Source organism: Kordia jejudonensis (genome assembly GCF_001005315.1).
GTDB classification, from domain to species: Bacteria; Bacteroidota; Bacteroidia; order Flavobacteriales; family Flavobacteriaceae; genus Kordia; species Kordia jejudonensis.
Map to the genome: position 1 here is coordinate 146,116 of NZ_LBMG01000002.1, position 26,961 is coordinate 173,076.

The following is a 26,961-nucleotide window of genomic DNA, read 5'->3' on the forward strand; positions in this document are numbered from 1 at the left end:
GGTTTAGTTTTGTACAATATTACGTATTTGTTAGAATACCTGATATTAATATTGTGTTAATCTTATTTTGTAATAAGACTATCCAAAAATGATTTCGTTACAAAAAATTTATGTTTTTTTTGCTGTAGTCTTTTTATTGTAGGTTTTGTAGATAAAAAAACCTAGTGTAGCTACTAAGATATATGGAATTGCCATTAGATATACGATTCCATTATTGATGCCTTTTGCTTGTGAAGGATCGGACTCAGATTCAAGTACAGCTCTGCACATAGCGCATTGTGCTTCAAGTGGAATTACACTTAAAAGAAATAATATGAGTATTGTATATGTTAGACGTGTATTATACATAATATGGAGAAATCATTAGATACACTATTACACCTGTAATTGCCACATATAGCCAAATTGGAAATGTGATTTTTGCAATTTTTTTGTGTTTATCAAAACGTTTTGCCAGTGCTTTTACATACGTTATTAAAACTAATGGAATGATTATAATACTGAGAACAATATGCGTTATTAGGATAAAAAAGTAGAGGTATCTGATTGTTCCTTGTCCACCAAAACTTGTAGAATCGGAAGTCATATGATACGCTACATACATCCCTAAGAATGCAACAGAAAGTCCAATACAGGTTTTCATCAGATTTTCATGTAGTTTTCTTTTTTTGTTTTTAATCGCAATTACAGCTGCTATTAATGCGATTGCGGTAATTCCGTTGATGGTTGCATAAATTGGTGGCAAAAAGGTCAACGGCGTTGCATTCGGTATTTTCACACCAAATAAAGCAGCTACTACAAGCGGAATTGCAATTGATAATATTATAATCCAGTTTTTGTATTTCTTTTCTATATCATTCGTTGTTTCCATACAATTTTATACTTTTTATTCTTCGTCTAATAAATTTTGAATGTCTTGTTGTAGCATTTTCACTTCCGCTTCATCCGTTCCTTGGTAGTATATTTTAGGATTTCCCTGACTGTCTTTTCGTGAGCGAATGAATCCGTTTTTGTCTATTAACGCAAAGTATCCTTGATGTTCAAATCCGCCAGCCACATCTGGATTGATTCCTGTAAAAATATTGAATCCTGTGTTTGACAATTTGTGAATTTCCTCTATGTCTCCCGTAAGGAAATGCCAATTGAGCGATTGCACACCGTAACGTTCTGCATATTCTTTTAATACTTTTGGAGTATCGACTTCTGGGTCAATTGAAAACGAAGCAATGGCAAAGTCTTCTCTTTTATGAAACTCAGCGTCTAAGGTTCGCATGTTGCTGTTCATTACTGGGCAAATTGTCGGACAGGAAGTGAAGAAGAATTCCATAACCGTAACTTTCCCTTTAAAATCTTCGTTAGTAATTTCTAGATTATCTTGATTTGTGAATACGAAATCAGGAACACTTTTGGCTTCTCCGTTTATTTTAAGGTATGCAAGTTTTGTGTTGCGTTCAGTTCCTTCAATATTCATTCGATCTTTTTCCACCACGCTTTCTTGTTGTACTCTATCAACAATTTTTGGGATGAATATAATTCCAAAAACTAGGATTACTAATGCAATTCCTATGTATGAATAATTTTTTTTCATGATACTATTCTTTATCCTTTTTGATCGTTTCTTTTCTTCTATCTTGCGATTGTTCTTTTTTAGATTTTCCTCTGTATTCTTCAAATAAGATTCTGATATCATCAGTCATTTTCCCTGAAAGTACCGAAATTTCAATGGTATCATATCCATACAATTTGTACGGCTCTTTTTTTTCTTCAATTTCAGTTTTAGAACGATCGTCAAGACGTCCGCGAATGTTTCGATCTTTGTCAATAATGTATACGTAATCTGAACTATTGTATCCATCTAAACCTAAAGGAGATTGCAGTTCATCAAATATGCGTCTGAGTTCTTTATCGTCTACTTCTACAAAGTTCCAAGCTTTGAGTTCATCCGCAAAACGACTCATTTCATGTTTAAGTGCCTCTATTTCTTCTTGTTGACCTGGCGTGACCAACATGACCAACTGAAAGTGTTTGAATCCGCTAAATCGTTTGTAAATTTTTTGGTTCAGGTTTAGGATGTTTATTTTTCGATCTTTTACATTGGAACCTAAAAACCCTAGAATTGTAATTTTTCCATCAAATTGAATTGCATCTTTTTCTTCAATAGAACTGTAATTGACAAGTTCTGCTACATTGTGGTTCGCAATTATAGGAAGCGGATTGTAATTGTGCGTTGTAAAAAGAAGAATAAGTACAATAGTTACTGGCAACAAGAATAAAACGGCTAATATGATCTTCTTTTTCATCGTCTTGAATGTTATGAAATAGTTTGAAAATCAGCAGGAAATCACTAAAAATTCAAGCTATATTTTTAATACTACAAAAATAAAAATCACTTGGCGATTATGCCCTATTTTTTATTGTTTTTTTTACGTTTTGATCTCCTTTTACGAAAGAATTAACAAAGTAAATTTAGACAATATCCAATATAGATTTCTACTTATTTATTATGTATAAAAAAAGACGGTATAAAACCGTCTTTTTCACTATATATGTATCTTTTTTAAAAGTTCCATTTGATGAAACCATTTGTTTTTACACCTTCAATATAGGTTCCTTCTTGCAACAAAATGAACAATAAGTAAGCTACTAGGAATACTGCTGTCCAAACAACGGCTCTACGTAACGAACTTTTTTCATCACGCAAGTGCATAAAGTCCCAAGCGATGTAATATGCTTTTACTAACGTAAGTATAATGAATACCCAGTTTAATAATTTCATTCCGATGAAATAATTATCAACTAAAATTGAAGGTTTCCAAATACCAAATCCTACTTCAATGATGGTAATTATTGATAAGAAGATTAAAACTCCCCAGATTTTCTGAACGTTAGATTTAAACTTTAATCTACCTCTAAAGATGGCTAATTTATGTGTGTTATCGTGTCCCATGATAATTTCTTAATACTTGTGCTTTAAAATTTAAACTAGATAGAAGAATGTAAATACGAATACCCAAACTAAATCGACAAAGTGCCAGTATAGTCCAACTTTTTCTACCATTTCATAGTTATTTTTTCTTCTGTCGTACGTTCCTAAAATGATATTAAAGAAAATGATTAGGTTAATCACAACTCCAGAAAATACGTGGAATCCGTGGAATCCTGTAATGAAAAAGAAGAAATCTCCAAAGAGTCTATTTCCGTATTCGTTGTGAATAAGGTTTGCTCCTTTTACATATACAACAGCGTCTTTTAATGCTTTTTCAGAAGCCGCCCTGTTTAGTACTCCTTTTTGTCCTGTTTGATCTGTATTGACGTAGCTAGCTTTCATACGTGCTGCTTTCGCTAGATCTGCAGGATCCGTTGAAGCTTCAAGTGCTTCCATGTTTGGCATTAATTCTTGTGTACGAACTGCCAAGTTTGCATGTTTGTTGAAACCAGTTACGATGTCTTCTACAGTATATGCTGGTAAAGCTGACTCTGACATGAACCAAAGTCCGTTTTTGCTTTCGTGTTGTACTCTTTCTTGGTGTGAAGCAATGGCAAAATCTTCTACAGAAACACGGTGCATTTTTTCATCGCCTTCTTCCATTTTTGTGTCTACAAATTGCAGAATTTGACCACCTTTTGTTTCTACAGCTCCGTAATATCCTTGAATGAAGTTTGTCCATTCCCAAGCTTGTGATCCTAAGAAGATTCCTCCACCAATAATGGTAAGAAACATGTAGAAAGTTACTTTCTTCTTGTTCATATGATGTCCAGCATCTACGGCTAATACCATCGTTACAGAAGAAGCAATTAATATAAATGTCATTAAGGCTACGAAGTACATTGGGTGATCTCCGTGCAGACCAGGAAAGTGATTATACACTTCATCGGCAATTGGCCAAGAATCAATAAATTTAAATCTTGAAAAACCGTATGCGGCTAAAAATCCTGAGAATGTTAGTGCATCCGATAAAATGAAGAACCACATCATCATTTTTCCATAGCTTGCTTGTAGCGGTTTGTTTCCGCCTCCCCAAACTTTACCTTCTGTACCTGTATTTGAAACAGTAGCTTCCATAAAAAGTATACATTTTTAAAAAATTGTTCAAATTTACGTTTTTTTCTTATCTAAAGAAATATAAAAATAAAAACAAGTAGACCCACAGAAAATCTAGGAAATGCCAAAACATTGCACCTAGTTCTAAACCAAGCGTTTGCCCTTGTTTATACTTTTGTTTAAAATGATTATAAATTACGACTAATAGCACCAAAATTCCAGCAACTACGTGCGCTAAGTGTGTTACAGTAACAATATACAAGAATGATGTCGTTACTGTACTCCCTTTTCCTGTAAAATGGTAACCACTTTCTATGATTTGTGAGAATCCTAAAAATTGTGAAGCTACAAATACAAGACCGAGCGCTAATGTTACTAAAAGATATAGTGTTGTTGCTTGTTGTAATCCTTTTTGAATTGCATTTTTTGCCAAATGAAATGTAATACTACTTGCCAATATAGCAATAGTACTTATGTAAAATGCATAAGGCATTGCAAAGTCATTTAACCAATCTGGACGTTCTTTACTTACAATGTAAGCACTTGTCAATCCTCCAAACATCATAAACATGCTTAACATAGCAAACCACAACATCATTTTTTTTGATCGTGCTTGCTTTTCCTGAAATGTTCCTTGTGTTAAATCCATTGTTGTTATATAAATTTATCTACTACAAATACGATTTGTATTAATGTAATGTATGCTACACTAGCCAACATAAGTGCTTTTGCTGACTTATTGTCCATTTTTTGGTACAGTCTTACTCCGTAATATAATAATCCAATTCCTATTATAAATATAAGTACTGCCGCAGGAATTGATAAGCTTAAAGCGCCTGTGAGTCCTGTAGCTGGAAATATAGAAACGAGTATTAACCAAATGGTATACATTATAATTTGTAAAGCTGTCGCTTTGTTTTTCTTGCCTGTTGGCAACATAAAGAAGCCTCCTTTTTTGTAATCATCAAAAAGAAACCATCCAATTGCCCAAAAGTGTGGAAACTGCCAAAAGAACTGAATCATAAACAATGTTCCTGGTTCAATACCAAAATCATCTGTTGCCGCAACCCAACCTAACATAAAAGGTATCGCGCCTGGCAATGCTCCGATAAATACAGCCAACGGTGTTTTTGTTTTGAGTGGCGTATAAACACATGTATACAAAAAGATAGAAATAGCGCCAAACATTGCTGTTTTTTCATTTACAATATATAAAGTAGCTATTCCTAAGATCGTTAACGTAGCTGCAATTATAAAAGCAACATTGACAGACATGCGCCCAGAAGCTACTGGTCTGTTTTTGGTACGATCCATTAAAGCGTCCAAATCACGTTCAATAATTTGATTGAATGCGTTTGACGCACCAACCATAAAATAACCTCCAATAGCAAGCAACGCTAAGACTTTGAAGTTAACTCCTTCAGCACCTACACCAAGCATGTATCCCGCTAAGGAAGAAAAAACAACACTTATTGCCAATCCTACTTTGGTAAGCTGTTTAAAATCTTCTATGATAGAAGCTAATGAGTATGTTTTTTTGAGTGTATTCAATGCAGTTTTCATCAACCTTTCTAAATTCCTGCAAAGATAACCCACAAATCGTTTGTATGCAATGATTTTCAAAGAGTTTTACTTCTTTTCTAAATAGATATTGTAATTCTATTTTTATCTTTGGAAAGGTTGTCGGTTTGTAAACGACTATTGTTTAAAATTTATAGGATATGAAATTTCAAAAAATTACGCTTTTAATTATCTTTTTACTGCTTTCATTTGTTGGTTTTTCTCAACAGAAAGAAGTAACTATTAAAGTAAATAAAGTTTCGGATAATGTATATATGCTAGTTGACAAGGTGGAAATATTGCCATTTCCGTTGGCGAAGATGGTGTGTTTATGATTGATGACCAGTTTGCTCCGTTGACACCAAAAATTTTAGCCGCTATTAAAACCGTTACCGAAAAGCCTATAAAGTTTTTGATAAATACACATTGGCATGGCGATCATACTGGCGGAAACGAAAATATGCAAAAAGAAGGCGCCGTGATTGTCGCGCATGAAAATGTAAGAAAACGCATGAGCGTAGCGCAGTTTAATAAAGAACGAAACAGAACAACGCCAGCTTCTCCAAAGGAAGCATTGCCCGTTATTACGTTTTCAAAAGATGTTTCTTTTCATTTTAATGATGAAGATATTTTTATTTTTCATGTGCATGAAGCGCATACAGATGGTGATGCAATGGTATATTTCACGAAAAGTAATGTGTTGCACATGGGAGATACGTATTTTCAAGGAAAGTATCCGTATATCGATTTGAATTCTGGCGGAAGCACGCAAGGATATATTGCTGCTATTAAAAAAGCTTTACTTTTAATTAATGATGATACTAAGATTATTCCTGGACACAGAAATGTTTCAGACAAAGCTGCTTTGGAAACGTATGTAAAAATGTTAGAAGAGATTGAAGCGAATGTTATTGCCGAAATTAACGCAGGAAAATCTGAAAAAGAAGTAACCGAAAATACTTCACTCACAAAAAAATATGATGATTTAAATTTTGGAGATTGGTTTATCTCTGGAAAAGTATTGCGAAAAACATTTTATCGTAGCTTACAAAAAGGCAAGTAAGTTTTTAATGTTGGCTACTATAATTCCAGCCACTCCAAAAAATAAGATGCCTAGAAGAAATACTGGATATTCTTTTACAATGTACGTTGATCCTTTTCGTCTTTTGTCCACAGAGACGTCAAGAGATTTGTATCCTAAATATATAAATGGTATTACAAATAGGAGAATAATGATGGCTTTAATCATTTTCTGTTCATAGGTTTTGGGTGCAGATCTAAGATATTATCTTATGACCTTAGTAATTATCGAGGCTATAGTCACAAATTTAAGAAAAAAATTGAAAAGTACAATACTAAAAATCCAAATACCAATTAAAAATATCGGTTCGAATTCCTAACGAAAACCAAGTGGTATTTTCTTTGAAATCTACCATCGTATTTGCCTCAGGATTAAAGCTTCTATAGGTTAGATTTGCAAATATTTTCAGGTTTGTTTTTGGATTTACAAGGTATCCAGCATTTAAATCTGCCAAAAACACATTGGTTTTGTTTCCTTGTAATAGTTCAATGCCCGAATCAGCAATTCTTTCATCATTATCAATAAAAATGTTTCCACCATAACTTGCTGCATCTACTGTTGGATCAAAGTCCAATCCGCGTTGTCCGTAAATCATTTTAGCACTTCCATACCAACGATTGTAGTTGTAACGCGCAATTCCGATAACTTCTCTAAAGTTTGCGCCCCATAAATGTGCCAACGATTGATTGTTGTGACCGTAGTTGGTAGCAACTTCATTGTGCGAATAGGTATATGGACGCACTTGATTGTATTCAAATTGTAATAGTAAGTTGTCTACTTTGAAAGCGTTGTAATATTTTGCACCAAGCTGAAATCCAAATTTATTTTTCCAGCTTTTGTTTCCTGATTTGATGTCGTTTAATGAAAATTCATCTAGAATAAATTGTCCGTAGAAATTTACATTGTCGCTCCACTTGTATTTTGAACTTAGTCCAACAATGGCGTTTCCTGCTCGTGAACCTGTAGAAAATTCAATAGCTCTGTAAAATATAATTGGATTTACATAATTAAAGTCAAACCCGCGATTGTTATCGTTTTTCCAAACTACCGATTCAAACAAACCGATATTTAATTTTTTGGAAACATTCCAACTCAAGTAATGGTTTGCAATATATTTGGTTAAAAATGCACCATCTTCTGTCACTTCTGGTCGTACATCGCGCAACCACATCCATGTATTTGTATATTTTATTTTCCAAAAAGACGTATTTAGTTTTACAAACGGATACGGACTTACGGCATCACTTACAAATAATGAACGATATCCGTCTCCGATGAAGTTTTTACCATGTCCTAATTGAATGTTAAACATTTTATTCGGCGCATAGGAAATGTATCCTTCTGCTACTGGATAATCATACGCATCTGTTTTGAATTCTTTGGCGATTCCACGTCCTGGAATGATTGCTGGATTTCCGCCAGCAGGTTTTATACTTTCTGCATATCGATTAAAATAATCCGCAAATCGTCCTTGACTTTCAAATACCGTTGCCGAAAAGTTTAAGTTTTTACCCAAACCTCCTTGCACTTGAACTCCTCTTGTATTGTTATACGTGTAATCGACTTCGCTGTTGGTATTTTTACCAAGTTGTAAATCAATGATCGGATCTAACACAAACCAATAGTCTTTTCCTTTGACAGTAACCATGTGTTCGTTCCAAAGTTTACGACCCAACCAACTAGAAGCATTTTTTTGCAGTTTAGCCTGTTGTGCATTAAAATCGTAATAAGAAGCAACAGTATTATAAAGGTAAGGTTTTGAAGCAGTATGACTGTTGGTTCCGACCAAATTTATAGCCTGATCGAAATACGAATACATATCGTGCGAAAACGGAATGTTTAGGTTGCTATTGTATATTTCATCTTTATAAATTCCTAAAGAATCATTTACAGTGTCAAATTCTTTTTTGGCAGCAATCTCCAATTCATTTTCTTTTTCTTGTAGTGTTTTTGGCGCTTTTATGGCTTCTATACTTCCCAGAGGAATTGCCAATTGCATCGTAAATTGAACATATACGTTACGACCGCTATATGTTGCAGGTTTTATCGTAGGGAGTGAATCAAAAACGCTGCGTATTTCTTCTTTCAATTCATTGTAAACAGCATCTACGTATAAAATTTTAAATTTTCCTTCTGCGGTAACTTCAAATAGAAATACCATTTCACCAGTATAATTCTCCTTTGTTACAATTTCGGGAAGCGTAAAGTTTTTATTGATAAATGTGCGTAACGTTGTATTGAAGCAATTTTCTAAGTTTTCAATATCCTCAGTTTCACATTCAGGAAATACAGGATATTTTTCATAATCGCTAGTAGATGTCTGTGCAGTAGCAATTTGAATTATTAAAAAAACAAATATAAATAGAGACGTTTTAAGTCGATACATATGTGAGGCTTTATGTGCCGAAAGATACTATATTTTGCTAAAAATTAATCAATGGATTGTATTTATGATGTGCAAAGATGTTAAAGAATTGTCTTATTTACTATTTTTCAACTTGATAAAGCCTTAAAATCCACAATATCAACTAGTAAAAAGCCGACATTTCATGTCAAATACATAAATTTTGGGCTATTATATACATTATTTAATCGTTTAAAAGGCTGAGTACGTTTGTTTTTCGTATTTTTGCAGTATACTTTTTGATTAAATAACCTTTGTAAGTCTTGGTAACATTTACAAAAGGCTTTAAGTTGACATTTTTCATAATAATCGGTTTTAATGTTAATGTAATGATATGTCACAGAAAGTATACCTAAAAAACCGAGTTAATAACTCGGTTTTCCTTTTTTAGTATACTAACGTCAGTTTGATATAAGTGATTCATTCATATTTGTAATTTAGCTTAGAAACTCCATACTAAATACCACATTTTCAGTATTTTATTTTCATTTTAGCTCACATAATTTTATTTTCTTAAATAGGAATTCGTGAATCTTCGATTTCTTTGCTTTCCCAAAGAATACTGAATCAAGTTCAGCACAGGCTTCAACAAAAGAGAGGGAACTTTTCCAGAGGTATTTTTAATTTTTCTTTTAAGGAAAAACTAAAACCGCATGAATTTCCCTAAATTTTTTAGTTCACTATCTCTTATTTTAAATCAAGGAGTTCATGAATCTTCGATTTCCAAGGCTTCAAAAATTTTTAACGGAAAATCCCTGCTATACTGCGGAAAAGAAAAATATCGAACTAAATTTTTACGTCGAACTAAGGTTATACTTTGTATTTTAATTTACTCTGAAAACAACAGGCAATGTATATTTTACTTTTACATTTTCACCTCTTTGTCTTCCTGGTTGCATTTTAGGAAGCAACTTTACAACACGTTCCGCTTCTTTTTCTAATTTTGGATGCGGTCCACGCGACTTGATTTCTGAGATATTTCCGTTTTCGTCAATTGTAAATAATACTGTGATTCTTTTTATACCTTGATCTAAACTTAAATCTTCAGCTAAACCTGTGTTGAATTTTCGATTGACATGTTTCTGAATTTTTTCAGACATACACTTTTTTAGCTTTGCTTTAGAATCTTTGAATTTTTCACATCCCGGGAATATTGGAGAATCTTCAATCATTGTAAAAGGAATTTCTTCAATAGTTTCAGGATCATCATCCACATCTACATCGCCTGTTGCAACTAATGTTGTCACTTCTATTGGATCTTCCTGTGTTTTGATGACTTCATCTTTCAATATTTCATCATCTTTTACAGGATCAACTTCGTCATAAATGATTTTAGACTCAACTTTTGGCTCTGGTTCTTTGATTTCCTTTACCAGCTTTTGTTCTACCCTAAAATCTTCCATGACATACGTGTCAGGATCTTGAATTGGCGTTGCATCTGCAATTTCATCGTGCGCAACTTCCGTTTGAATTTGAAATATTGTGTATACTAAAAATAGACTCAGCATGAGGCTTACTGAGAATCGTAAAAAAGGATTTTTTTGAATACGGAGATCGTCCTTTTTGGCTAGGTGGCTTTCGCGTACACCATTTCCGCTCACATTGTTCTTGTGATTTGCTTTGTTCATAATACATCGGTTTTAATGTTAATGTTCTGTTAATCACAAGAAGCATACCAAACAAAAAAAGTCCAAGCAAATGCTTGGACTTTTTTTTGTTTTTTGAGTGTATTTAGATTATTGCACCTTGAAAACGATTGGTAAGTTGTAGGTTACTTTAACCGTTTTACCTCTTTGCTTTCCTGGTTTCATTCTAGGCAAGCTTTTTACAACCTTTTCAGCTTCTTTTGCTAATCTTGGGTGTGGCGCTCTTGATCGTACACCTGTAATATTTCCTGTTTTGTCAATAGTAAATACTACATATATTTTTTGAACTCCTTCTAAGTCTAAATCTCCAGCTAACTCAGTGTTGAATTTTCTGTTAACGTGTTTTTGCACTTTTTCAGACATACATTTTTTACGTTCTGCCTTGCTAGAATATTTCTCACATCCTGGAAATATTGGTGCATCTTCAATAATTGAGAATGGTACATCTTCAATTACTTCTTCTTCTTCTACTACTTCTACGTCTTCAACTTCTTCGATTACTTCGTCTTCCGTAGTTTCTGTAGATTCAATTACAGTTTCTTCAACTTCTTCCTCATCTTCCACAACTTCAATGATTTCTGGAGCTGGTGGCGGTGGTGGTGGTGGTGGTTGCTGTAATTGCTGCGTCATGATCATTTCTTCTTCATCATCTTCAAGCATTTCAGCAGTTTCTTGTTGTACTACTTTATCGTAGGCAGTCCATTCGATACCTTGCCATATTAGGAACGTTACTAACGCAAGTCCTAAAGCAAGATAGAAAAAACTGTTTTTCCTTAAATCAACATCTGGATTCTTCTTTGCTTCCATAATAGTTTTAGTTTTAATGTTTGCTAATTTAATTATTTATTAGTAAATAAAACAATTAATTTTTCATTTTTAACTTAATCGTGTGTGATATGAAATACTTTATCAAAATTCCTGCCACAATTGCACCTACGGCATTTGCTAACGCGTCTTGCCAATCTCCTTGCCTATTTTCTACAAGTGTTGCCTGAAAAATTTCCATGACGATTCCGTAAATAATAGCAAATGAAACACTTACGATTAGTGCATTTTTACTTAGAAAAGGAGTTGTTTTTCCTTTTGTGAATGCTATAAACCAACTTATTGCAAATGTGAAATAGAAAATTCCATGTATAAGTTTATCTGCAAAGGAGAATGGTAACGGTGGACCATCTTCAATAGACGCTAAACTTAGAAATGTAATCAGTAATGTCAGAACAATTGCTAAGCTAGAAAATATATACTTATGCACCAACTACTTCTTTGTATGCATCTGCATCCAATAAATCGTCAATTTCAGAAGCATCTTTAATTTTTATTTTGATCATCCAACCTTCGCCGTAAGGATCTTTGTTTACTAATTCTGAATCATCTTCTAACACTTCATTGAATTCTATAACTTCTCCAGTTAATGGCATGAATAAGTCTGAAACTGTTTTTACTGCTTCTACAGTTCCAAATACTTCATCTTTATCAACTTCTTCATCTAATGTTTCAACATCAACATATACAATATCTCCTAATTCACCTTGAGCGAAATCAGTAATTCCTACGATAGCAATATCTCCTTCAATTTTTACCCATTCGTGGTCTTTTGTATATTTTAAGTCCGCTGGTACGTTCATTTTATGTGTGTTTATTTTTTGTTATGAGCAAATGTAATTCTTTATCTTTAAGTTGTCAACTTCAATTATTGTTAATTTCCAAAATTGTAGCGAAGTGTGAAACCTGATCTGATTGTTGTTTGTGGAAATGCTGTTGAAACCGCAAATTCAGAAAACGTATGATCATAGTAGAATAGTGCTGTTAAGTTTTTGCTTAATGCATAGTCTGCCGTAAATTTTAGCGACCATAGTGTTTGTCCTGCTGTTACTTGATTGTTGAATAGATCAAGACTTCGGATTATTGTGATATTGTCACGCAATGATAAATCTGCTTTTAGGTTTAAATCGCCTTTTAACGTTGTTTTCTTTCCTGCAATTCTAGTGTCAATTCGAACGTCTTTGAAACGATATCCTAAACCAACAATGTATTCGTTTCCTGCTACTTCCGTTAGTAAATTATTGTCGAAACTTAATGATAAAGCTCTGTCGCGTTTTACCTCAGCAAGTATTTTGATTGAATTTTTCATTTCAAAATCAACTCGTATTAATGGATTGAATTGTTCCACTAAGTTGATGTTAGAGAATATATTTTGATTGTGAAAGTTTCCTCCTTGATCTAAATTTAATGTAGGATCAAATGGATTTTCCGCATTGTAGTCTAAGTTATTTCTAAATGAATTGATGGTATAACTTGAACGATATCCGTGCGATAATGAGAAACGCTTGAAACGTTTTTTAAACCATTTTAATCGCATTAAACCTGTGTATTTTATTGTCCAGTTTGGAATTGGCACATCTCTAAAGGCTCCTAGTTTTACATCGTTTGCATCTTGTCCTGAATATGCTGCCAAGAATGCTGGCAATAGTACTGCTTGATTGTTTTTTCCAAATCCGTCAGGAAAACCATCGCCATCAGTATCTGTTAATGGTTGTCCGTTTGCCAAAGCGACACGTCTTGCAATAATGGCTCTATTTTCTTCAAATTGTGAGAATGTTTCTGAGTTGTTTTCATCACTTTTCTTGAACGCCGTTTTGATAAGTAAGGTAGAAATTCCAAAGTTTCCAAAGGTGTTTCCTGCTCCATTTGGCGATAGCGATGTGTATTCGCCATTTTGTACATTGAACTGCTCCGAGAAGTTTTCTGAGAAGTTACGATTTGCAACTACATCAATTTTTAAATCTCGCATTGGTTCTACCGTAGCTGTAAAATCTAATGTAGTATTGTGAACTTGCGTAAATTGCTGGTTAAATTCTGCGAATTCAGTTAAGTATCCTTGGCGTGCTGCTTCGTAACGAATGTCTGCTTGACTACCAAATACGAATCCGATAGAAGGTTTTAATGTACCGATAAACCCGATAGATGGTGTGTATCCTGGCAACACTTTCCCATTGTTTTCAGAATAACTTAGGTTGATTCTTTTTACACTTCCTAAGATATCTACAGCAGTGTTAAATATTTTTGTGCCAACACTACTTTTAGAACTTGTATTCTTTTTTTGATCAGCTGTCGCATTTCCTCCTGGAGGTCCTGGTTTTGATCTGTTTCCTGATCGGAGATTTGTTTTACGATTTCCTTGTCGCTTTCTGACCAATCCTATGTATTTATAGAATTTTGTCATATCTAAAGAAGCATTAATATTGTGCGTGTTTGCGTTTTGAATTGTATTCAAACGCTCGCCTGCCACTTCTTGCAATACATCCGAACCTCGTTGCCAGTTGAAATCTCCAGTATAAGTATACGTAGCATTTACGAAACTAAAGGTTGGAATTTTATTTAGTGGTAAATCATACGTTAGTTGTAATGACTGCGTATGCGTATTTGGATCTCCTACATCCCAAAATCCATCCCAAATTCCATAATCAACATCTATATCTCCATTGTCATCAAAGTAATTGTTGATAATGTTGTTGTTTGCAGCTGTAAAGTTAAAACGTAACGAGTTCGTTAGGTTATAATTAATTGCATACGACCAATCGAACAAAAAGTTACGTTGCTGTAATCGTGGTAAATTGTCTATTTCTGCATCAGGCAATAATGGATCTCTATATACTTGATCGTTGAAACTTCGGGTAATATTTGAGTTTAACGAAATACTTGTTGGTAATGGATTGAAATTTAAGTCTTTTAACCATTTCCAATATCTTCCCGTAAATAGCGAATCTGCTTTTTTGAACGGTTCAATTGATTTGGGTTGAAAGTTATAATTGTAATCAAAACCAGCACGCACATTTTGATCGCGCAATGATTTTATTTCATAATCGTGATGTTCGGTTTCGTTGTATGAATACGATAATGTAAAATTTTCCACATCATAGAAATGTGGTTTTTGCTCCGCACCTCTTTCTTTACGAACACCAATAAAGTTGATACTCTTACGTTTTGTATAACTGATTGCTTCTTCTGTAATTCTGTCCTTTTCGGCTTGTGTTTCTGCTAAGTCCAATCGATCTTCTAAACGAATATCTTGATAGAAAGGATCAAACTCAGGTGTAATGATTTCTTCTCCAATACTGTAATTGAATGGAATTTTAACGCCCCATTTTTTTGGTAATAATTGCCCAACATTTACATTGGTTACAATGTCGTATTGTTTTACTTCTTCTCTACTACGTTCGTTTGGCGATTGCTCTAAAGCTCCAAAACCAACCGTGCTAATTCGTCCTGTTGCAGATACACTTGCAAAGTCAGCTAAGTTTGCATCTAACGATCCTACAGCTGCCCAACCGCCTTCGTTTTCAAGTTCGGCTAATCGCAATTCATTGAACCAAAATTCTCCACAGATTGGAACACCTCCGATTGGTGTATTGGTAGCATCTAAACCTTCTGCGGTAGCATTTTTGATACCAACCATCATTGATCGTACACGACCGATTGTCGGGTTCCCTATGATGGCAATTCGCATACGTTCATCTGAAGCATAGTCTGCAAATTGGTTGGCAATTGGTTCAGCATTTTCATTATAATAGGTTGCTTCTGTTGCGCCTAATGCGTTGTTAAAGTTCGCTGCTTTGATTCGCGTTAGCAATGCTAATGGAATATCAAATTCGTTGCGCCAAACATCTTCTGGTGAAGATTCATTGGACAATGTAACATTTAATGGAATTTCTACTTGATAGTAGTTTTGCGTAAAGTCATTACCAATTCTCAGGAATGCAACTGATTGTTGATCTCCCAACTGATTTGATTGTCCTACTAACGATTCTGCATGGACAAACATTTTAAGTTTTTTGTATTGTCGTAAGTCAATATCAATGTTTTTAAACACACCTCTGGCATCTCCTGATTCCAAGTCGCAAATTGACATTGCTAACGATTGTTCATTTTGACGCAGTACTGTATTGTTATTGTTTAATTGCTCACGAACAACGCCTGGTGGTATTACATATCCAATAGGAACTTTGTTTGCATTTTCTTCGATGTTTACAGTATTTACATCAAATTGTGTTTGTTCGTCTGCGCCAGTTTGTGGATCATCGCCATTTTCTTGTAACGTTAGGTTGTAACGTCTCCAATCACCACGAATTAAGTCTAAGGTTGCAAAACGCAATACTAATGGTTCGTCAAAACCTGTCATATACATACGAATGAAACGAATAGAACGTAAATCGTTTAATGGAATTTTTTCTTCTGGTGTAACGGTCGCATCTGCAGATTGGTTGAAATCTGATATTGGAATTTTTATCTGAAGCCAACGTGCACTTACTTGCTGGTTGAGTCCTAATACAGATCCAGGCACAGCTGCAGTAGTAACGCGTTCTTCAATGATATATGGCGTTGCTGTCGTCATGTTTGCATTTACCGGAATTCTAAATTGATAGTAATTATCAATTGTATTCATGGTTTGATCTCGGTTGATGTCTTCCACATCTGGAACCGTTGTTGAACCTCTGTTGGTGTCTGAAACTCCAATTGGAGAGTTTCCTTGCGTTCCGTTGAAGTTTTTGTATCGGTTTAAAACGTCTCCACTAGCATTCAGGAAATATTGATAGTTATCTGCTGCTGGATCGGCTTCACCTGCGTATGCATCATATTTTAAAGCTTCGCCTGCATCATCTAATCCATCCAAACCAACATCTTGCGCTTGTCGGTTAGCATCATCAGCATCAAACGCATATACGAGTGATTGTGTTTGTGGCACTTCTCCCCAAACCGTTTCCGTAACTAATGGGTTTACAGCATCAGCTTCTGGCAATCCATTTTCATATTGCTTACGACCATCTTTTAATACATCTTCAGAAATATTACCAATATTGAATACCAATTCTCCACTGATGTTGTTGTTACGAGAACCATCTTCATTATACGTAGGATCTAATACCCAAAACTGGATAAATTCAACGTTTGCTTGTTCGAAGTTTGTTGTAGTTACTGGACGAATAATTCCTCCAAAGTTTCTATCTGGCGATTCGTTATTAAATTGCGGATTGTTGTTGTATGGACCTCTTTCGTCAGGGTAATATGCTAAATCTAATGTGGTTTGTAGATTGGTTTGTCCAATAGCAATGTCCGTTTGCGGAAATATTTCATCAACGAATACTCTACGCGTTTGGTTTGTTGATATGTCATCATCACTTACTTCGCCTGGCGCTTGATTTCCGTAGAACACAGGATCAATGGTATACCATGCTAGTTTTGCTCTTCTGTATCCAACTTGTATTTGATCGTTTGAAAATTGCCCACCTAAGTTATCGCCTAATACATCTCCTGATGTTCCTGGCGCACTTGATAAAAACCAACCTAATGGCGATTTGATATCTATGGTAGATTGTGCTCCTTCAAAATCGTCAACATATGCGGTAGATTCGCCTTCAAAGTCTGCATTTTTTGGACTTCCTGGTGAAAGGTATGCAAATTCTCCACGAACCGAGACATTGGAAGGCACATCTGTATCAATGTTTGGCAATTTGTTTACCAAGCGTGTTAAGAAAGGAACTTCTGTGGAGTAGTTAGCATTGAAACCAAAAATAGAGTTATTTACTGGCTCTGCTCCGTAGTTTGCTTTTTGTGTAATTGGTCGTTCGTTCAGGTTTAAGAACGTTGCTCCAATTAAGAAATCTTTGTTGAATTGATGTTCTACATTTATTCCTGTAAATCGTTTTGTTTGTTGTCCGAATAGCGAGTTGTTTTCTACCGAAACGTCAATTGGTGTGTTTGATGCTTTTAAGGCTTCGTCCAAAATTTGAACGCGTCCTAATTGATAGTTTACCGTATAATCGATTCCTTCTTGCAATACTCTTCCTCCAGCTGTTACCACAACTGAACCTCTTGGCACGTTGAATGCGCCTAGCGGAATTCCGTCGCCACCTTCAGATTTGTAGCGTCCTTTTAATTGGAATTTGTTTAATTCTGCATCATCTAATGCGCCCGCTTTTGTTTCTGAATACATTGTTCTGTATACATACCGTGTTTGGTTGGCATTGTAATCTGCAGGATCTTCATAGTCTTCTGTAGCTGCATTACGGAGTTGTTCAAATAGAAATTCTCCAAACGGTTCTACTGTTGTAAAGATGATTCGTCCAAATTCTTGATCGACTGTAAGTCCAGGATAGTAATCAAAGAAACCATCTCCACCAGCTTGTGGATTTTGATAAATGTCTAATCGATCTAAATTGAATACTTTTAATAATATTTCATCTTGAATGTCTGCTGGAAGCGCTGGACCACCATCAACAGCTGTTATGTAGTTTACAGGCGATGGATCTGTATATAAAATGTTTAGTCTGAAATCGTCTGGACTTAGTTGATATGCATTTGTAGCATAGATGTTTTTCATCATTAAGTCCCAAATTGGATCATCGACTTCAGTAATACTACTTTTTAATAGTTTTACAACTAAGTTTTGATTGTCAATTTGTGTTGGATTCCCGTTTGTATCTGTACTTGTTACTTGGGTTGCGTCAATTCCTCCGTTGGCAAATTCTCCAACTTGGTATACCTGTCCATTGGCAGTAAACTGGAATGCAACTCCTAAAACTTCATCATTACTCAACCGTTGATTTAAAGAAATGTATCCAAGTTTCGTATGTAATTGATATTCGTTTTCGTTTAGTTTTCGAGCATTTTCAAGATATACATAGTCAAAACCTTCTTGCACGTTTCCGGCGAGTGTTCCAAACCCTTGTTGCACTGTTGCAATATCTCTAATAGCATCGGTTAGCACGGAAGCTCCAGTACCAATACCTTGTGGATTGAAATCGTTGTTTTCGTTGTCTGGAAATGCATTTGGATCTGCCGAGTTAAAAAATCCTGCTGGCGCTGGAACTGGCAATTGGTTTATTTTTGTCTTGTCAGGATCAGATTCTCCTAAATCCTGCAAACCTACTATGTTTCTTACATTTTGTGTTTGTGCAGATCGGTTGGTTACCCAAACTTCAACTCTTGTAATTTCTACAGGCGTATTGACAAATGGGTAATTTTCTAACGCTATGTTATATCGATCTCGAAAGTATTGTGATAGGAAAAAGTGACGATCTTCGTCATAGTCTAACGCAAACATTTCAAATTCTTCAATAGTTCCACCACCTTGTGCTGTAATGGTTCTGGTTTGTGAACGCTGTTCAGAGAATACTCCTGTAACGCGTGTATTTCCAAATTTTAATTCTGTTTTTACCCCAAATAAACTTTGTGCTCCTGTGATTAAGGAACTATTTAGCGGCATACTTACGTTACCAATTTCAATTTTTTGAAGTATGTCGTCTTCTGTTGGTGTGTATTCTAATTTTATTTGATTTTGGAAGTCAAATGTTGATTCTGTATCGTAGTTTGCGGTTACTTGCAAGCGTTCTCCAACTTTACCCAGTAAACTTAAACTGATTCGCTGATCAAAGTCAAAACTTAGATTACTTCTGTTTCTTGGCGATAATGCTGGATTGTCATTTTTTTGGAAACGAATTCCCAAGTCCATAGCTACCGAACCTTGCGGAATTACCTCAATGGTATTTCCTCCAAAGATACTTTCAAAGAAATTTGAATTGATATAGAATTTTGGCAATAGATTTTTCTGTGCGTCTTCCGAACCATCTTTTTTACCATCCATTGCATTTAATTTTTCCTTGAAATACCCTTTCATGGTTTCTTTTAAGAGTAATTCTCGGTATTGCTGTGGAGTTAAAATTAATGGATAACGAATGTCAAAATCGGCAACAGATTGTGTGTAGATGTATCTATCGATTTTTGGATCATAGGTATATTTTGACACAATACTAGTTGGATTTTTGAGTTGTATTTTACCCAAAGCAAATCCAGTTTGCACTTGTGTTGAATCTTGTTGCGTTGTTGTCGGCTCTTGCGCTACAAGTATGGTTGAAAATAACAAAGCGAATACGGCAAGCGTATTTTTTACGGTTTTTGTTATTAGGCTGGTAATATTTTTCAAGGTACTTATAAGTTTTTTAATGCCAGTTTGATCAATTCTTCTACACTTCCATTTGGCATTTCTTTAATTATTTTATCGAGGACTCTTTCAGATTGTTTTCGGGCAAAACCTAATACTTCCAAAGCAGATAACGTTTCTTCTTTGTTTGTATTGCTTTGCGACATAGAAACTTCGTCAAGATCGTATAATTTTAAGATTTTATCTTTTAATTCAATGATAACACGTTGTGCCGTTTTTGCACCAATTCCTTTTACACTTTGAATGGTGGCTACATCTGCGGAACCTATGGCTTCACATATTTTTTCTGAAGATAATGAGGACAACATGGTGCGCGCAGTGCTTGTTCCAATTCCTGAAACAGAGATAAGTAAACGAAATATTGCGCGTTCGGCTTTTTGGAAAAAACCATATAACGTTTGTGCATCTTCACGAACATGAAGATGTGTAAATAGTTTGATATGTTCTTGGTTTGGAATTTGTGAGTACGTCGTTAGAGAGATATTGATAAAGTATCCGACTCCATTACATTCTATCACGACATCCGTTGGATTTTTCTCTACGAGTTTCCCTTGTATGTGAGTAATCATCTATTTGCTACTAGTTAAAGTCCCAAATGTAATAAATTTATTCACATTTATTTAACGTTTTTAACCTTTAATCTACGAATGTAGCATTCGCATCGTTTTTAGGATTCTTCTTTTCGCAATTGCCATTTTTCTTTTTCTTGTGCATCCACCACAACTACAGCTGCCATATTGATTATTTCGTCAACACTTGCGCCCAATTGCAAAATGTGTACAGGCTTACTCATACCAAGCATTATGGGTCCAATAGAATCTGCTTTGTTTAGCTCTTTCATGAGTTTATAGGTAATGTTTGCCGCATCTAAGTTTGGAAATACCAGCGTGTTTACTTCTTTTCCTGCCAATTTGGAGAATGGGAATTTTTCTGCTAACATTTCTCGGTTTAGTGCAAAATCTGACTGAACAGCTCCATCAACATTGACATCTGGATAGAATTTGTGTAGATATTCTACAGCTTCACTTACTTTTTTGGCTCTTTCATTTTCTGACGAACCAAAGTTTGAGTACGATAGCATTGCAATATTTGGTTCTAGTCCGAACATTTTTACTGCAAGTGCCGTCATTTGTGCAATTTTTGCCAATTCGCGGGCAGTTGGGTCAATGTTTATAGAAGTATCTGATAAGAACATTGGTCCTCGCTCCGTAATCATTAAGTTGGTTGTTGCTACTTTTTTGACACCTTTTGCTGTTCCAATGAGTTCTAACATTGGTTTTACAACCATTGGGTAACTTCTTGAATAGCCTGAGATTAATCCGTCTGCATAACCATCATTTACCAACATTGCTGCAAAGTAGTTACGTTCGCGCATTTTCTTTTGTGCATCAATTAAGGTAACGCCTTTGCGCTTTCTAGATTCCCAATAAAGGTTTGCAAATTGTTCTCTGCGTTCTGTTTGTTCGTCACTTTTAGGATCAATCACTTCAACATCACCATCAAATTCTAGTTCGGCTCTGAGTTCTTGAATTGTTTTTTCATTTCCTAATAAAATCGGAATTGCAATACCTTCATCGTATACATATTGTGCCGCTTTTAATACGTCTAAGTAGTCAGCTTCTGTAAATACAACTCGTTTTGGATTGGTACGTGCTCTTTTGTGCAATAGACGAATGATTTTGTTATCGGCTCCTAAGCGGTGTAAGAGTTCGTCTTCATAACGTACCCAATCTTCAATAGGTTCTGTAGCAACACCTGATTCCATTGCGGCTCTTGCAATTGCTGGTGGAATTTTGGCAATGAGTCGCGGATCAAATGGTTTTGGAATAATGTAATCTTTCCCGAAGTTGAGCTTGGTTTCTCCGTACGCAATGTTTACTTGTTCTGGCACTGGCTCTTTTGCCAATGCTGCTAATGCTTTTACGGCTGCCATTTTCATGGCTTCGTTAATTTTTGTTGCACGCACATCTAAAGCTCCACGGAATATGAATGGAAAACCAAGTACGTTGTTTACTTGATTTGGATGATCGGATCGACCCGTTGCCATGATAATATCTTCACGTGAAGCGATGGCTTCTCGGTACGAGATTTCTGGTGTCGGATTTGCCATTGCAAACACAATTGGGTTGTCTGCCATTGAGCGTAACATGTCTTGTGAAACGATGTTTCCTACAGAAAGTCCTAAGAATACATCTGCGCCTTTTAACGCATCTGCTAAAGAGTCATAGTGTTTTGATGTTCTGAAACGCGCTTGCATTGGCGATAAGTCTGTACGTCCTTTGTGCAATAAACCATCTACATCAAACATGGCGATGTTTTCCAGTTTCGCGCCAAGCGCCACATACAGATTCATGCATGAAATGGCTGCCGAACCAGCTCCTGAAATGACAAAACGCACGTCTTCAATGTTTTTTTCGGCAATTTCTAAGGCATTGATTAACGCAGCTGAAGAAATGATTGCTGTTCCGTGTTGATCGTCGTGCATCACAGGAATATCAAGTTCTTCAACAAGTCTACGTTCTATTTCAAACGCTTCTGGCGCTGCAATGTCTTCTAAGTTGATTCCACCAAAAGTAGGCGCAATATTTTTTACAGTTTCAATAAATTGATCTACATCTTTTGTATCTACTTCAATATCGAACACATCGATATCTGCAAATATTTTGAAGAGCAAACCTTTTCCTTCCATCACAGGTTTTGACGCTTCCGGACCAATGTCACCTAAACCCAAAACCGCTGTTCCGTTTGAAATTACTGCCACTAAGTTTCCTTTTGTAGTGTATTTATAAACGTTTGCTTTGTCCTTTGCTATTTCTAAACAAGGTTCTGCAACACCTGGCGAATATGCTAATGATAAGTCACGTTGGGTAGAATATCTTTTGGTAGGAACCACTTTTATTTTTCCTGGTTGCGGTTTCGCATGGTATATTAGTGCTTCTCTCCTTTTGCGTTCTTTGTTGCTTTTGCTCATATAGATCGATTTCGTCGCCTGTAAGTGATTTATGGTTTACAAGCAATATGAATTTGCAAATTTAAATGTCTGAGTTTAAAGGAAAAAATTAAATGTGGTTTCTTTGGTTTTATTTAACGTTGATTGTTTTGAAGTCTTTTGTAATCAGTTCCGCAATGGCTTTCAAATTCTTGTATATTTTCAAAAAAAACAAGTCCAGCCATGCCTGTTCCATGTGGTGCCGTGATTGTTTCTGATAGTAAATTTCCATTTTCAAGTTCTAGGAAACCAACCGAATCAGCATCTTCAAATATTAAAAAATCTACTATTTTTTCATTTTCTAACTTTTTGATGGTGTTGTCTTGGTAAGTTATTGTTTCAATTATGTATTCCTTCGGTATCTTATTTTTTATACCGATCATATATTTTAAGCGTCCAAAAAGTGAAGATTTTTGATGTTCTTCCACTTCTTTTTGTATGTCGTTCCATGTTTTGCCTTCGGGAAAATTATATTCAATAGTATCTATCTTGATTTTATTTTTTGCTTTTTGAATTAAACTCTGTGCACCAGATTTTAGTTTAGTTTCTATGTTTTCAGAAGTACTACTCCAAGGAATTTTAACCGTTTTATCATTAGTCAATTTGATAAAAACTTCTGCTTCGTCTATTCCGCCAACTTCTAGTTTTGACCACAGTAAGATGTCTTTGATGCTAGTTCCGATAAGTTCTTTTGTATTCACTTCTATTGAGTTTAGCTATTTTTCAAGAAATTGATGTTTCGCATCAAACCTGTATATTTTGTTCGCTTTACCGCAGATTTTTTAAAGAGTTCACTAAAGACTTCTTGCGTGATTTCTTCCCATTCTTTTTTAGACATCGACAACAATTCGGGATGCGGATTGAATAAAGGTTCGTTGTGTGGTTTTGAGAAACGATTCCACGGGCAAACATCTTGGCAGACATCGCAACCGAACATCCAATTGTCAAATTGCCCTTGTACATGTGTTGGAATTTCATTTTTGAGTTCGATGGTAAAGTACGAGATACATTTGCTTCCATCCACCACATATGGTTCTACGATGGCTTGCGTTGGACACGCGTCAATACACGCTGTGCAGCTTCCGCAATGATCTGTAACAGGCGAATCGTATTCGAGTTCCAAATCGATGATGAGTTCGGCAATGAAATAGAATGAACCTACTTTTTGTGTGAGCAAGTTACTGTGTTTTCCCATCCAACCCAAACCACTTTTTGCTGCCCAAGCTTTGTCTAATACAGGAGCCGAATCAACAAACGCGCGTCCTGAAACTTCGCCAATTTCCTCTTGAATGAAGTTGAGCAAGTGTTTAAGTTTGTCTTTGATGACGAAATGATAATCCGTTCCGTACGCATATTTTGAAATTTTTGGCGCTTCTGAATCTTTTTGAGTTTCTAGCGGAAAGTAATTTAGCAATAATGAAACCACTGATTTTGAATCGTCAACCAGTTTTGTAGGATCTAATCGTTTGTCGAAATGATTTTCCATGTAACTCATTTCGCCGTGCATATTTTTGTTGAGCCACACTTCTAATCGCGGTGCTTCTTCTTCTAAGAATTCCGCTTTGGAGATTCCGCAAGATAGAAAACCAAGCCGTTTTGCTTCTTCTTTGATGCGTTTGGTATGTGTTGCTTTTACATTCAAGAAGTACGTTTTGTAAATTTTAGACGTAAGTCGATTGGCTTTAGTGTAATTAACGGTGCAATTTCTATTTCAGTTTGATCTGTTTCGATATGATATTTTTTTAATACAGCATATACCGTCAACATCATTTCGTATAAAGCAAATCCGTTTCCGATACACATCCGTGGTCCTGCGCCAAATGGAAAGTAATATCCTGCTGTTTTTTTACGGTTTTCATCTGAGAAACGCTCTGGAATGAACGCATCAGGATTATCCCAATATTTTTTGTTTCGATGTAATTCGTAAAACGAAATCCCGATCATTGTGCCTTTTTCTATATTGAATTCTGTAAAGGAATCGTCTTCAATGGCAACTCTGTCTGTAATCCACGCTGGCGGATATAATCGCATGGATTCTTCTACGCAGTTTTTTACATAGTTGAGTTTTGCCAGCTTTTCCATATGTGGCAAAGAATTGTCAACCGTATCCACTTCTGCAACTGCTTTTTGAAGTGTTTCTTCATTGCTTGCCAATAAGTGAAATGTAAATGTGAGTGCATTTGCCGTCGTTTCGTGACCTGCCACAAAGAAGATTAGGATTTCATCAATGAGTTGTTCATTGGTCATGGACGTTCCATCATCTTCGTATTTTGCTTTTAGCAACATGTCTAGTAAATCGTCATGTTCTTGGTTTGATACACGACGTTCGTCAATAACTTTGTTAATGATGTTTCTACTTTCTTGAACTAATTTCATGTGTTTCCCAACCAAACCGCTCACTTTGTACCACCATTTTTTGTGTGGCTGACGGATTTCACGAATGATAAAGTCTTGCAATTTTTCAATGATTTCTTGCAAACGATGCATGGTATTGTCGTCCGAAGAATAGTTGAACAACGATTTTGCTACGACATGAAACGCCAATTGATTCATGATTGGATATAATGCTACCGTTTTATTTTCCTGAATGGTTTTTAGTTGTTTTTCTATTTCGCCTTCCATGATTGCCACAAGTTTCTGCAGTTTTTCTTTATGAAATGCGGGTTGAATGAGTCTGCGTTGTTTTAACCAATAATCGCCACTTGCGGTTAGTAACCCTTTTCCAACGTATTTGGATAAGTATTTTGTTTGAATTTTGGATTTGTTATAATTCCGATGATTTTTTCGCAGAATGTGTTTTGTGATTTCGGCATCGCGTGTAAGCATCACTGGTTTGGCAAAAGGTGCTTTTATTGCAAATGAATCCCCATGTTTGTCAAAACCTTCTTTGTGAAACGGAATTGGGTTTCGTGTTATTGAGGACGATCTGAATAACAGGTTTAAGAAAGGAATTTTGTTTGGGTATTTGTACATGTTTGGGTGTTGGGTGTTTGGGTCGCTATGCTTTTGGGTTTTGGGTGTTGGGTGTTGGGTGTTGGGTTTAAGTCGCTTTGCTCCTTTGTTATTCGTTATTCGTTATTCGTTATTCGTTATTCGTTATTCAAAAATACTTTTACATTCAACATTTATAATTCATCATTCCTAAAAAAGTCCACCTTGAACGCCACCTTTGACTCTTCCCAAATGTTTGTATGCAAGCTCCGTAACTTCTCTTCCTCTAGGTGTCCTGATGATGAAACCTTGCTGAATGAGAAATGGTTCGTATACTTCTTCAATGGTTTCGCCACTTTCTGAAACGGCTGTCGCTAGTGTTGTGATTCCTACAGGTCCACCCTTGAATTTGTCAATGATTGTGGATAGAATTCTATTGTCCATTTCATCTAAACCGTATGCATCTACATTTAGCGCTTTTAGACCGTAACGAGCAATTTCTATATCGATATTTCCGTTTCCTTTTATTTGAGCAAAATCGCGCACTCTTCGTAATAATGCATTTGCGATACGCGGTGTTCCACGACTTCTTCCTGCAATTTCTATGGCAGCTTCCATGGTAATAGGAACTTTTAGTATTTGCGCACTTCGTTGTACAATAGTTGATAGTAATTCCGTAGAATAGTATTGTAAACGGCTAGCAATTCCGAAACGTGCTCGCATTGGCGCTGTTAGTAATCCTGAACGTGTTGTTGCACCAACTAGTGTGAATGGATTTAGGTTGATTTGAACCGTTCGGGCATTTGGCCCAGATTCAATCATGATATCGATTTTGTAATCTTCCATTGCGGAATAGAGATATTCTTCCACTATGGGACTTAATCGATGTATTTCGTCTATGAATAGGACATCACGCTCATCCAAGTTGGTCAGTAATCCTGCCAAATCGCCTGGCTTGTCTAACACAGGTCCTGAGGTTACTTTGATACCTACTTCGAGTTCGTTTGCTAAAATGTGTGCTAATGTTGTTTTTCCCAATCCTGGAGGTCCATGAAATAAGGTATGATCTAGTGCTTCATCACGTAGATTGGCTGCTTGCACAAAGACTTGCAAGTTTTCTAATACTTGATCTTGTCCAGTAAAATCTCCAAAAGATAGTGGACGCAATGCTTTTTCAACATCTAATTCTTCAGATGAGTAGTTCTGATTTGTAGGGTCTAAATTGTCATTCATTACTACAAAGATAAAAAAAGAAAAGCCTTTCTGAGTAGAAAGGCTTTGATATAATGAATCTCTTGTGTGAGATC

General features: G+C 35.6%; 22 protein-coding genes. 1 reads left to right on the forward strand and 21 read right to left on the reverse strand.

Annotated elements, in window-relative coordinates:
• Positions 1–108: 108 nt before the first annotated feature.
• The 8 genes from AA089_RS01560 to cyoE all read right to left on the reverse strand — a co-directional run bounded on the left by AA089_RS01560 (position 109) and on the right by cyoE (position 5,605).
• Positions 109–270, reverse strand: a complete 162-nt coding sequence (locus AA089_RS01560) for a hypothetical protein (protein WP_394334123.1) — start codon at positions 268–270, stop codon at positions 109–111.
• 70 nt (positions 271–340) lie between these two features.
• On the reverse strand, positions 341–871 hold the full coding sequence (locus tag AA089_RS01565) for a DUF420 domain-containing protein (protein WP_046755146.1): 531 nt from the start codon (positions 869–871) through the stop codon (positions 341–343).
• A gap of 15 nt (positions 872–886) precedes the next feature.
• Positions 887–1,588 (reverse strand): SCO family protein, encoded by a 702-nt coding sequence (locus AA089_RS01570; RefSeq protein ID WP_046755147.1) that lies wholly within the window; start codon positions 1,586–1,588, stop codon positions 887–889.
• A gap of 4 nt (positions 1,589–1,592) precedes the next feature.
• A complete protein-coding gene (locus AA089_RS01575) occupies positions 1,593–2,300 on the reverse strand; it encodes a hypothetical protein (protein WP_046755148.1) in 708 nt (235 codons plus the stop codon).
• Between the two features lie 257 nt (positions 2,301–2,557).
• Complete coding sequence (locus tag AA089_RS01580; RefSeq protein ID WP_046755149.1) at positions 2,558–2,947, reverse strand: cytochrome C oxidase subunit IV family protein; 390 nt, start codon at positions 2,945–2,947, stop codon at positions 2,558–2,560.
• Positions 2,948–2,977: 30 nt separating this feature from the next.
• Positions 2,978–4,063 (reverse strand): cytochrome c oxidase subunit 3, encoded by a 1,086-nt coding sequence (locus AA089_RS01585; RefSeq protein ID WP_046755150.1) that lies wholly within the window; start codon positions 4,061–4,063, stop codon positions 2,978–2,980.
• A gap of 46 nt (positions 4,064–4,109) precedes the next feature.
• Positions 4,110–4,691 carry a cytochrome c oxidase subunit 3 gene (locus tag AA089_RS01590; RefSeq protein ID WP_046755151.1) on the reverse strand — a complete coding sequence of 194 codons (582 nt, stop codon included), beginning with the start codon at positions 4,689–4,691 and terminating at the stop codon, positions 4,110–4,112.
• A gap of 5 nt (positions 4,692–4,696) precedes the next feature.
• A complete protein-coding gene (cyoE, locus tag AA089_RS01595; RefSeq protein WP_046755152.1) occupies positions 4,697–5,605 on the reverse strand; it encodes a heme o synthase in 909 nt (302 codons plus the stop codon).
• A gap of 328 nt (positions 5,606–5,933) precedes the next feature.
• Between cyoE and AA089_RS01600 the strand changes: the two genes are divergently transcribed.
• Positions 5,934–6,665: an MBL fold metallo-hydrolase gene (locus AA089_RS01600; protein ID WP_241479959.1), complete on the forward strand. Its 732-nt coding sequence runs from the start codon at positions 5,934–5,936 to the stop codon at positions 6,663–6,665.
• On the opposite strand, the gene AA089_RS01605 is transcribed toward AA089_RS01600, so the two are convergent.
• From AA089_RS01605 to ruvB, 13 genes are all read right to left on the reverse strand, one after another.
• The gene (locus tag AA089_RS01605; RefSeq protein ID WP_046755153.1) at positions 6,648–6,851 is read right to left on the reverse strand and encodes a hypothetical protein; all 204 of its coding nucleotides are present in this window, start codon (positions 6,849–6,851) and stop codon (positions 6,648–6,650) included. The two genes, AA089_RS01600 and AA089_RS01605, sit on opposite strands and share 18 nt — an antisense overlap.
• Before the next feature lie 106 nt (positions 6,852–6,957).
• Positions 6,958–9,069 (reverse strand): hypothetical protein, encoded by a 2,112-nt coding sequence (locus AA089_RS01610; RefSeq protein ID WP_046755154.1) that lies wholly within the window; start codon positions 9,067–9,069, stop codon positions 6,958–6,960.
• A gap of 842 nt (positions 9,070–9,911) precedes the next feature.
• Positions 9,912–10,715, reverse strand: coding sequence for an energy transducer TonB (locus tag AA089_RS01615; RefSeq protein ID WP_053002156.1), 804 nt, complete (start codon positions 10,713–10,715; stop codon positions 9,912–9,914).
• 108 nt (positions 10,716–10,823) lie between these two features.
• Positions 10,824–11,540, reverse strand: a complete 717-nt coding sequence (locus AA089_RS01620) for an energy transducer TonB (RefSeq protein WP_046755155.1) — start codon at positions 11,538–11,540, stop codon at positions 10,824–10,826.
• A gap of 55 nt (positions 11,541–11,595) precedes the next feature.
• Positions 11,596–11,988, reverse strand: a complete 393-nt coding sequence (locus AA089_RS01625) for a VanZ family protein (protein WP_156168856.1) — start codon at positions 11,986–11,988, stop codon at positions 11,596–11,598.
• Entirely contained in the window at positions 11,981–12,361 is a 381-nt protein-coding gene (gene gcvH / locus AA089_RS01630) for a glycine cleavage system protein GcvH (RefSeq protein WP_046755156.1), read from the reverse strand. Before gcvH ends, AA089_RS01625 begins: the two co-directional genes overlap by 8 nt.
• 71 nt (positions 12,362–12,432) lie before the next feature.
• Positions 12,433–19,716, reverse strand: coding sequence for a T9SS outer membrane translocon Sov/SprA (gene sov, locus AA089_RS01635; RefSeq protein WP_046755157.1), 7,284 nt, complete (start codon positions 19,714–19,716; stop codon positions 12,433–12,435).
• A gap of 5 nt (positions 19,717–19,721) precedes the next feature.
• Positions 19,722–20,303 (reverse strand): Holliday junction branch migration protein RuvA, encoded by a 582-nt coding sequence (gene ruvA / locus AA089_RS01640; protein WP_046755158.1) that lies wholly within the window; start codon positions 20,301–20,303, stop codon positions 19,722–19,724.
• A 98-nt stretch (positions 20,304–20,401) separates the two neighbouring features.
• On the reverse strand, positions 20,402–22,705 hold the full coding sequence (locus AA089_RS01645; RefSeq protein WP_046755159.1) for an NADP-dependent malic enzyme: 2,304 nt from the start codon (positions 22,703–22,705) through the stop codon (positions 20,402–20,404).
• Positions 22,706–22,818: 113 nt separating this feature from the next.
• Positions 22,819–23,424 carry a hypothetical protein gene (locus tag AA089_RS01650; protein WP_046755160.1) on the reverse strand — a complete coding sequence of 202 codons (606 nt, stop codon included), beginning with the start codon at positions 23,422–23,424 and terminating at the stop codon, positions 22,819–22,821.
• Positions 23,425–23,435: 11 nt separating this feature from the next.
• Entirely contained in the window at positions 23,436–24,365 is a 930-nt protein-coding gene (gene queG / locus AA089_RS01655; RefSeq protein ID WP_046755161.1) for a tRNA epoxyqueuosine(34) reductase QueG, read from the reverse strand.
• Positions 24,362–25,696: a cytochrome P450 gene (locus AA089_RS01660; RefSeq protein WP_046755162.1), complete on the reverse strand. Its 1,335-nt coding sequence runs from the start codon at positions 25,694–25,696 to the stop codon at positions 24,362–24,364. Before AA089_RS01660 ends, queG begins: the two co-directional genes overlap by 4 nt.
• A gap of 168 nt (positions 25,697–25,864) precedes the next feature.
• Positions 25,865–26,887: a Holliday junction branch migration DNA helicase RuvB gene (gene ruvB, locus AA089_RS01665; RefSeq protein ID WP_046755163.1), complete on the reverse strand. Its 1,023-nt coding sequence runs from the start codon at positions 26,885–26,887 to the stop codon at positions 25,865–25,867.
• Between the last annotated feature and the right edge of the window lie 74 nt (positions 26,888–26,961).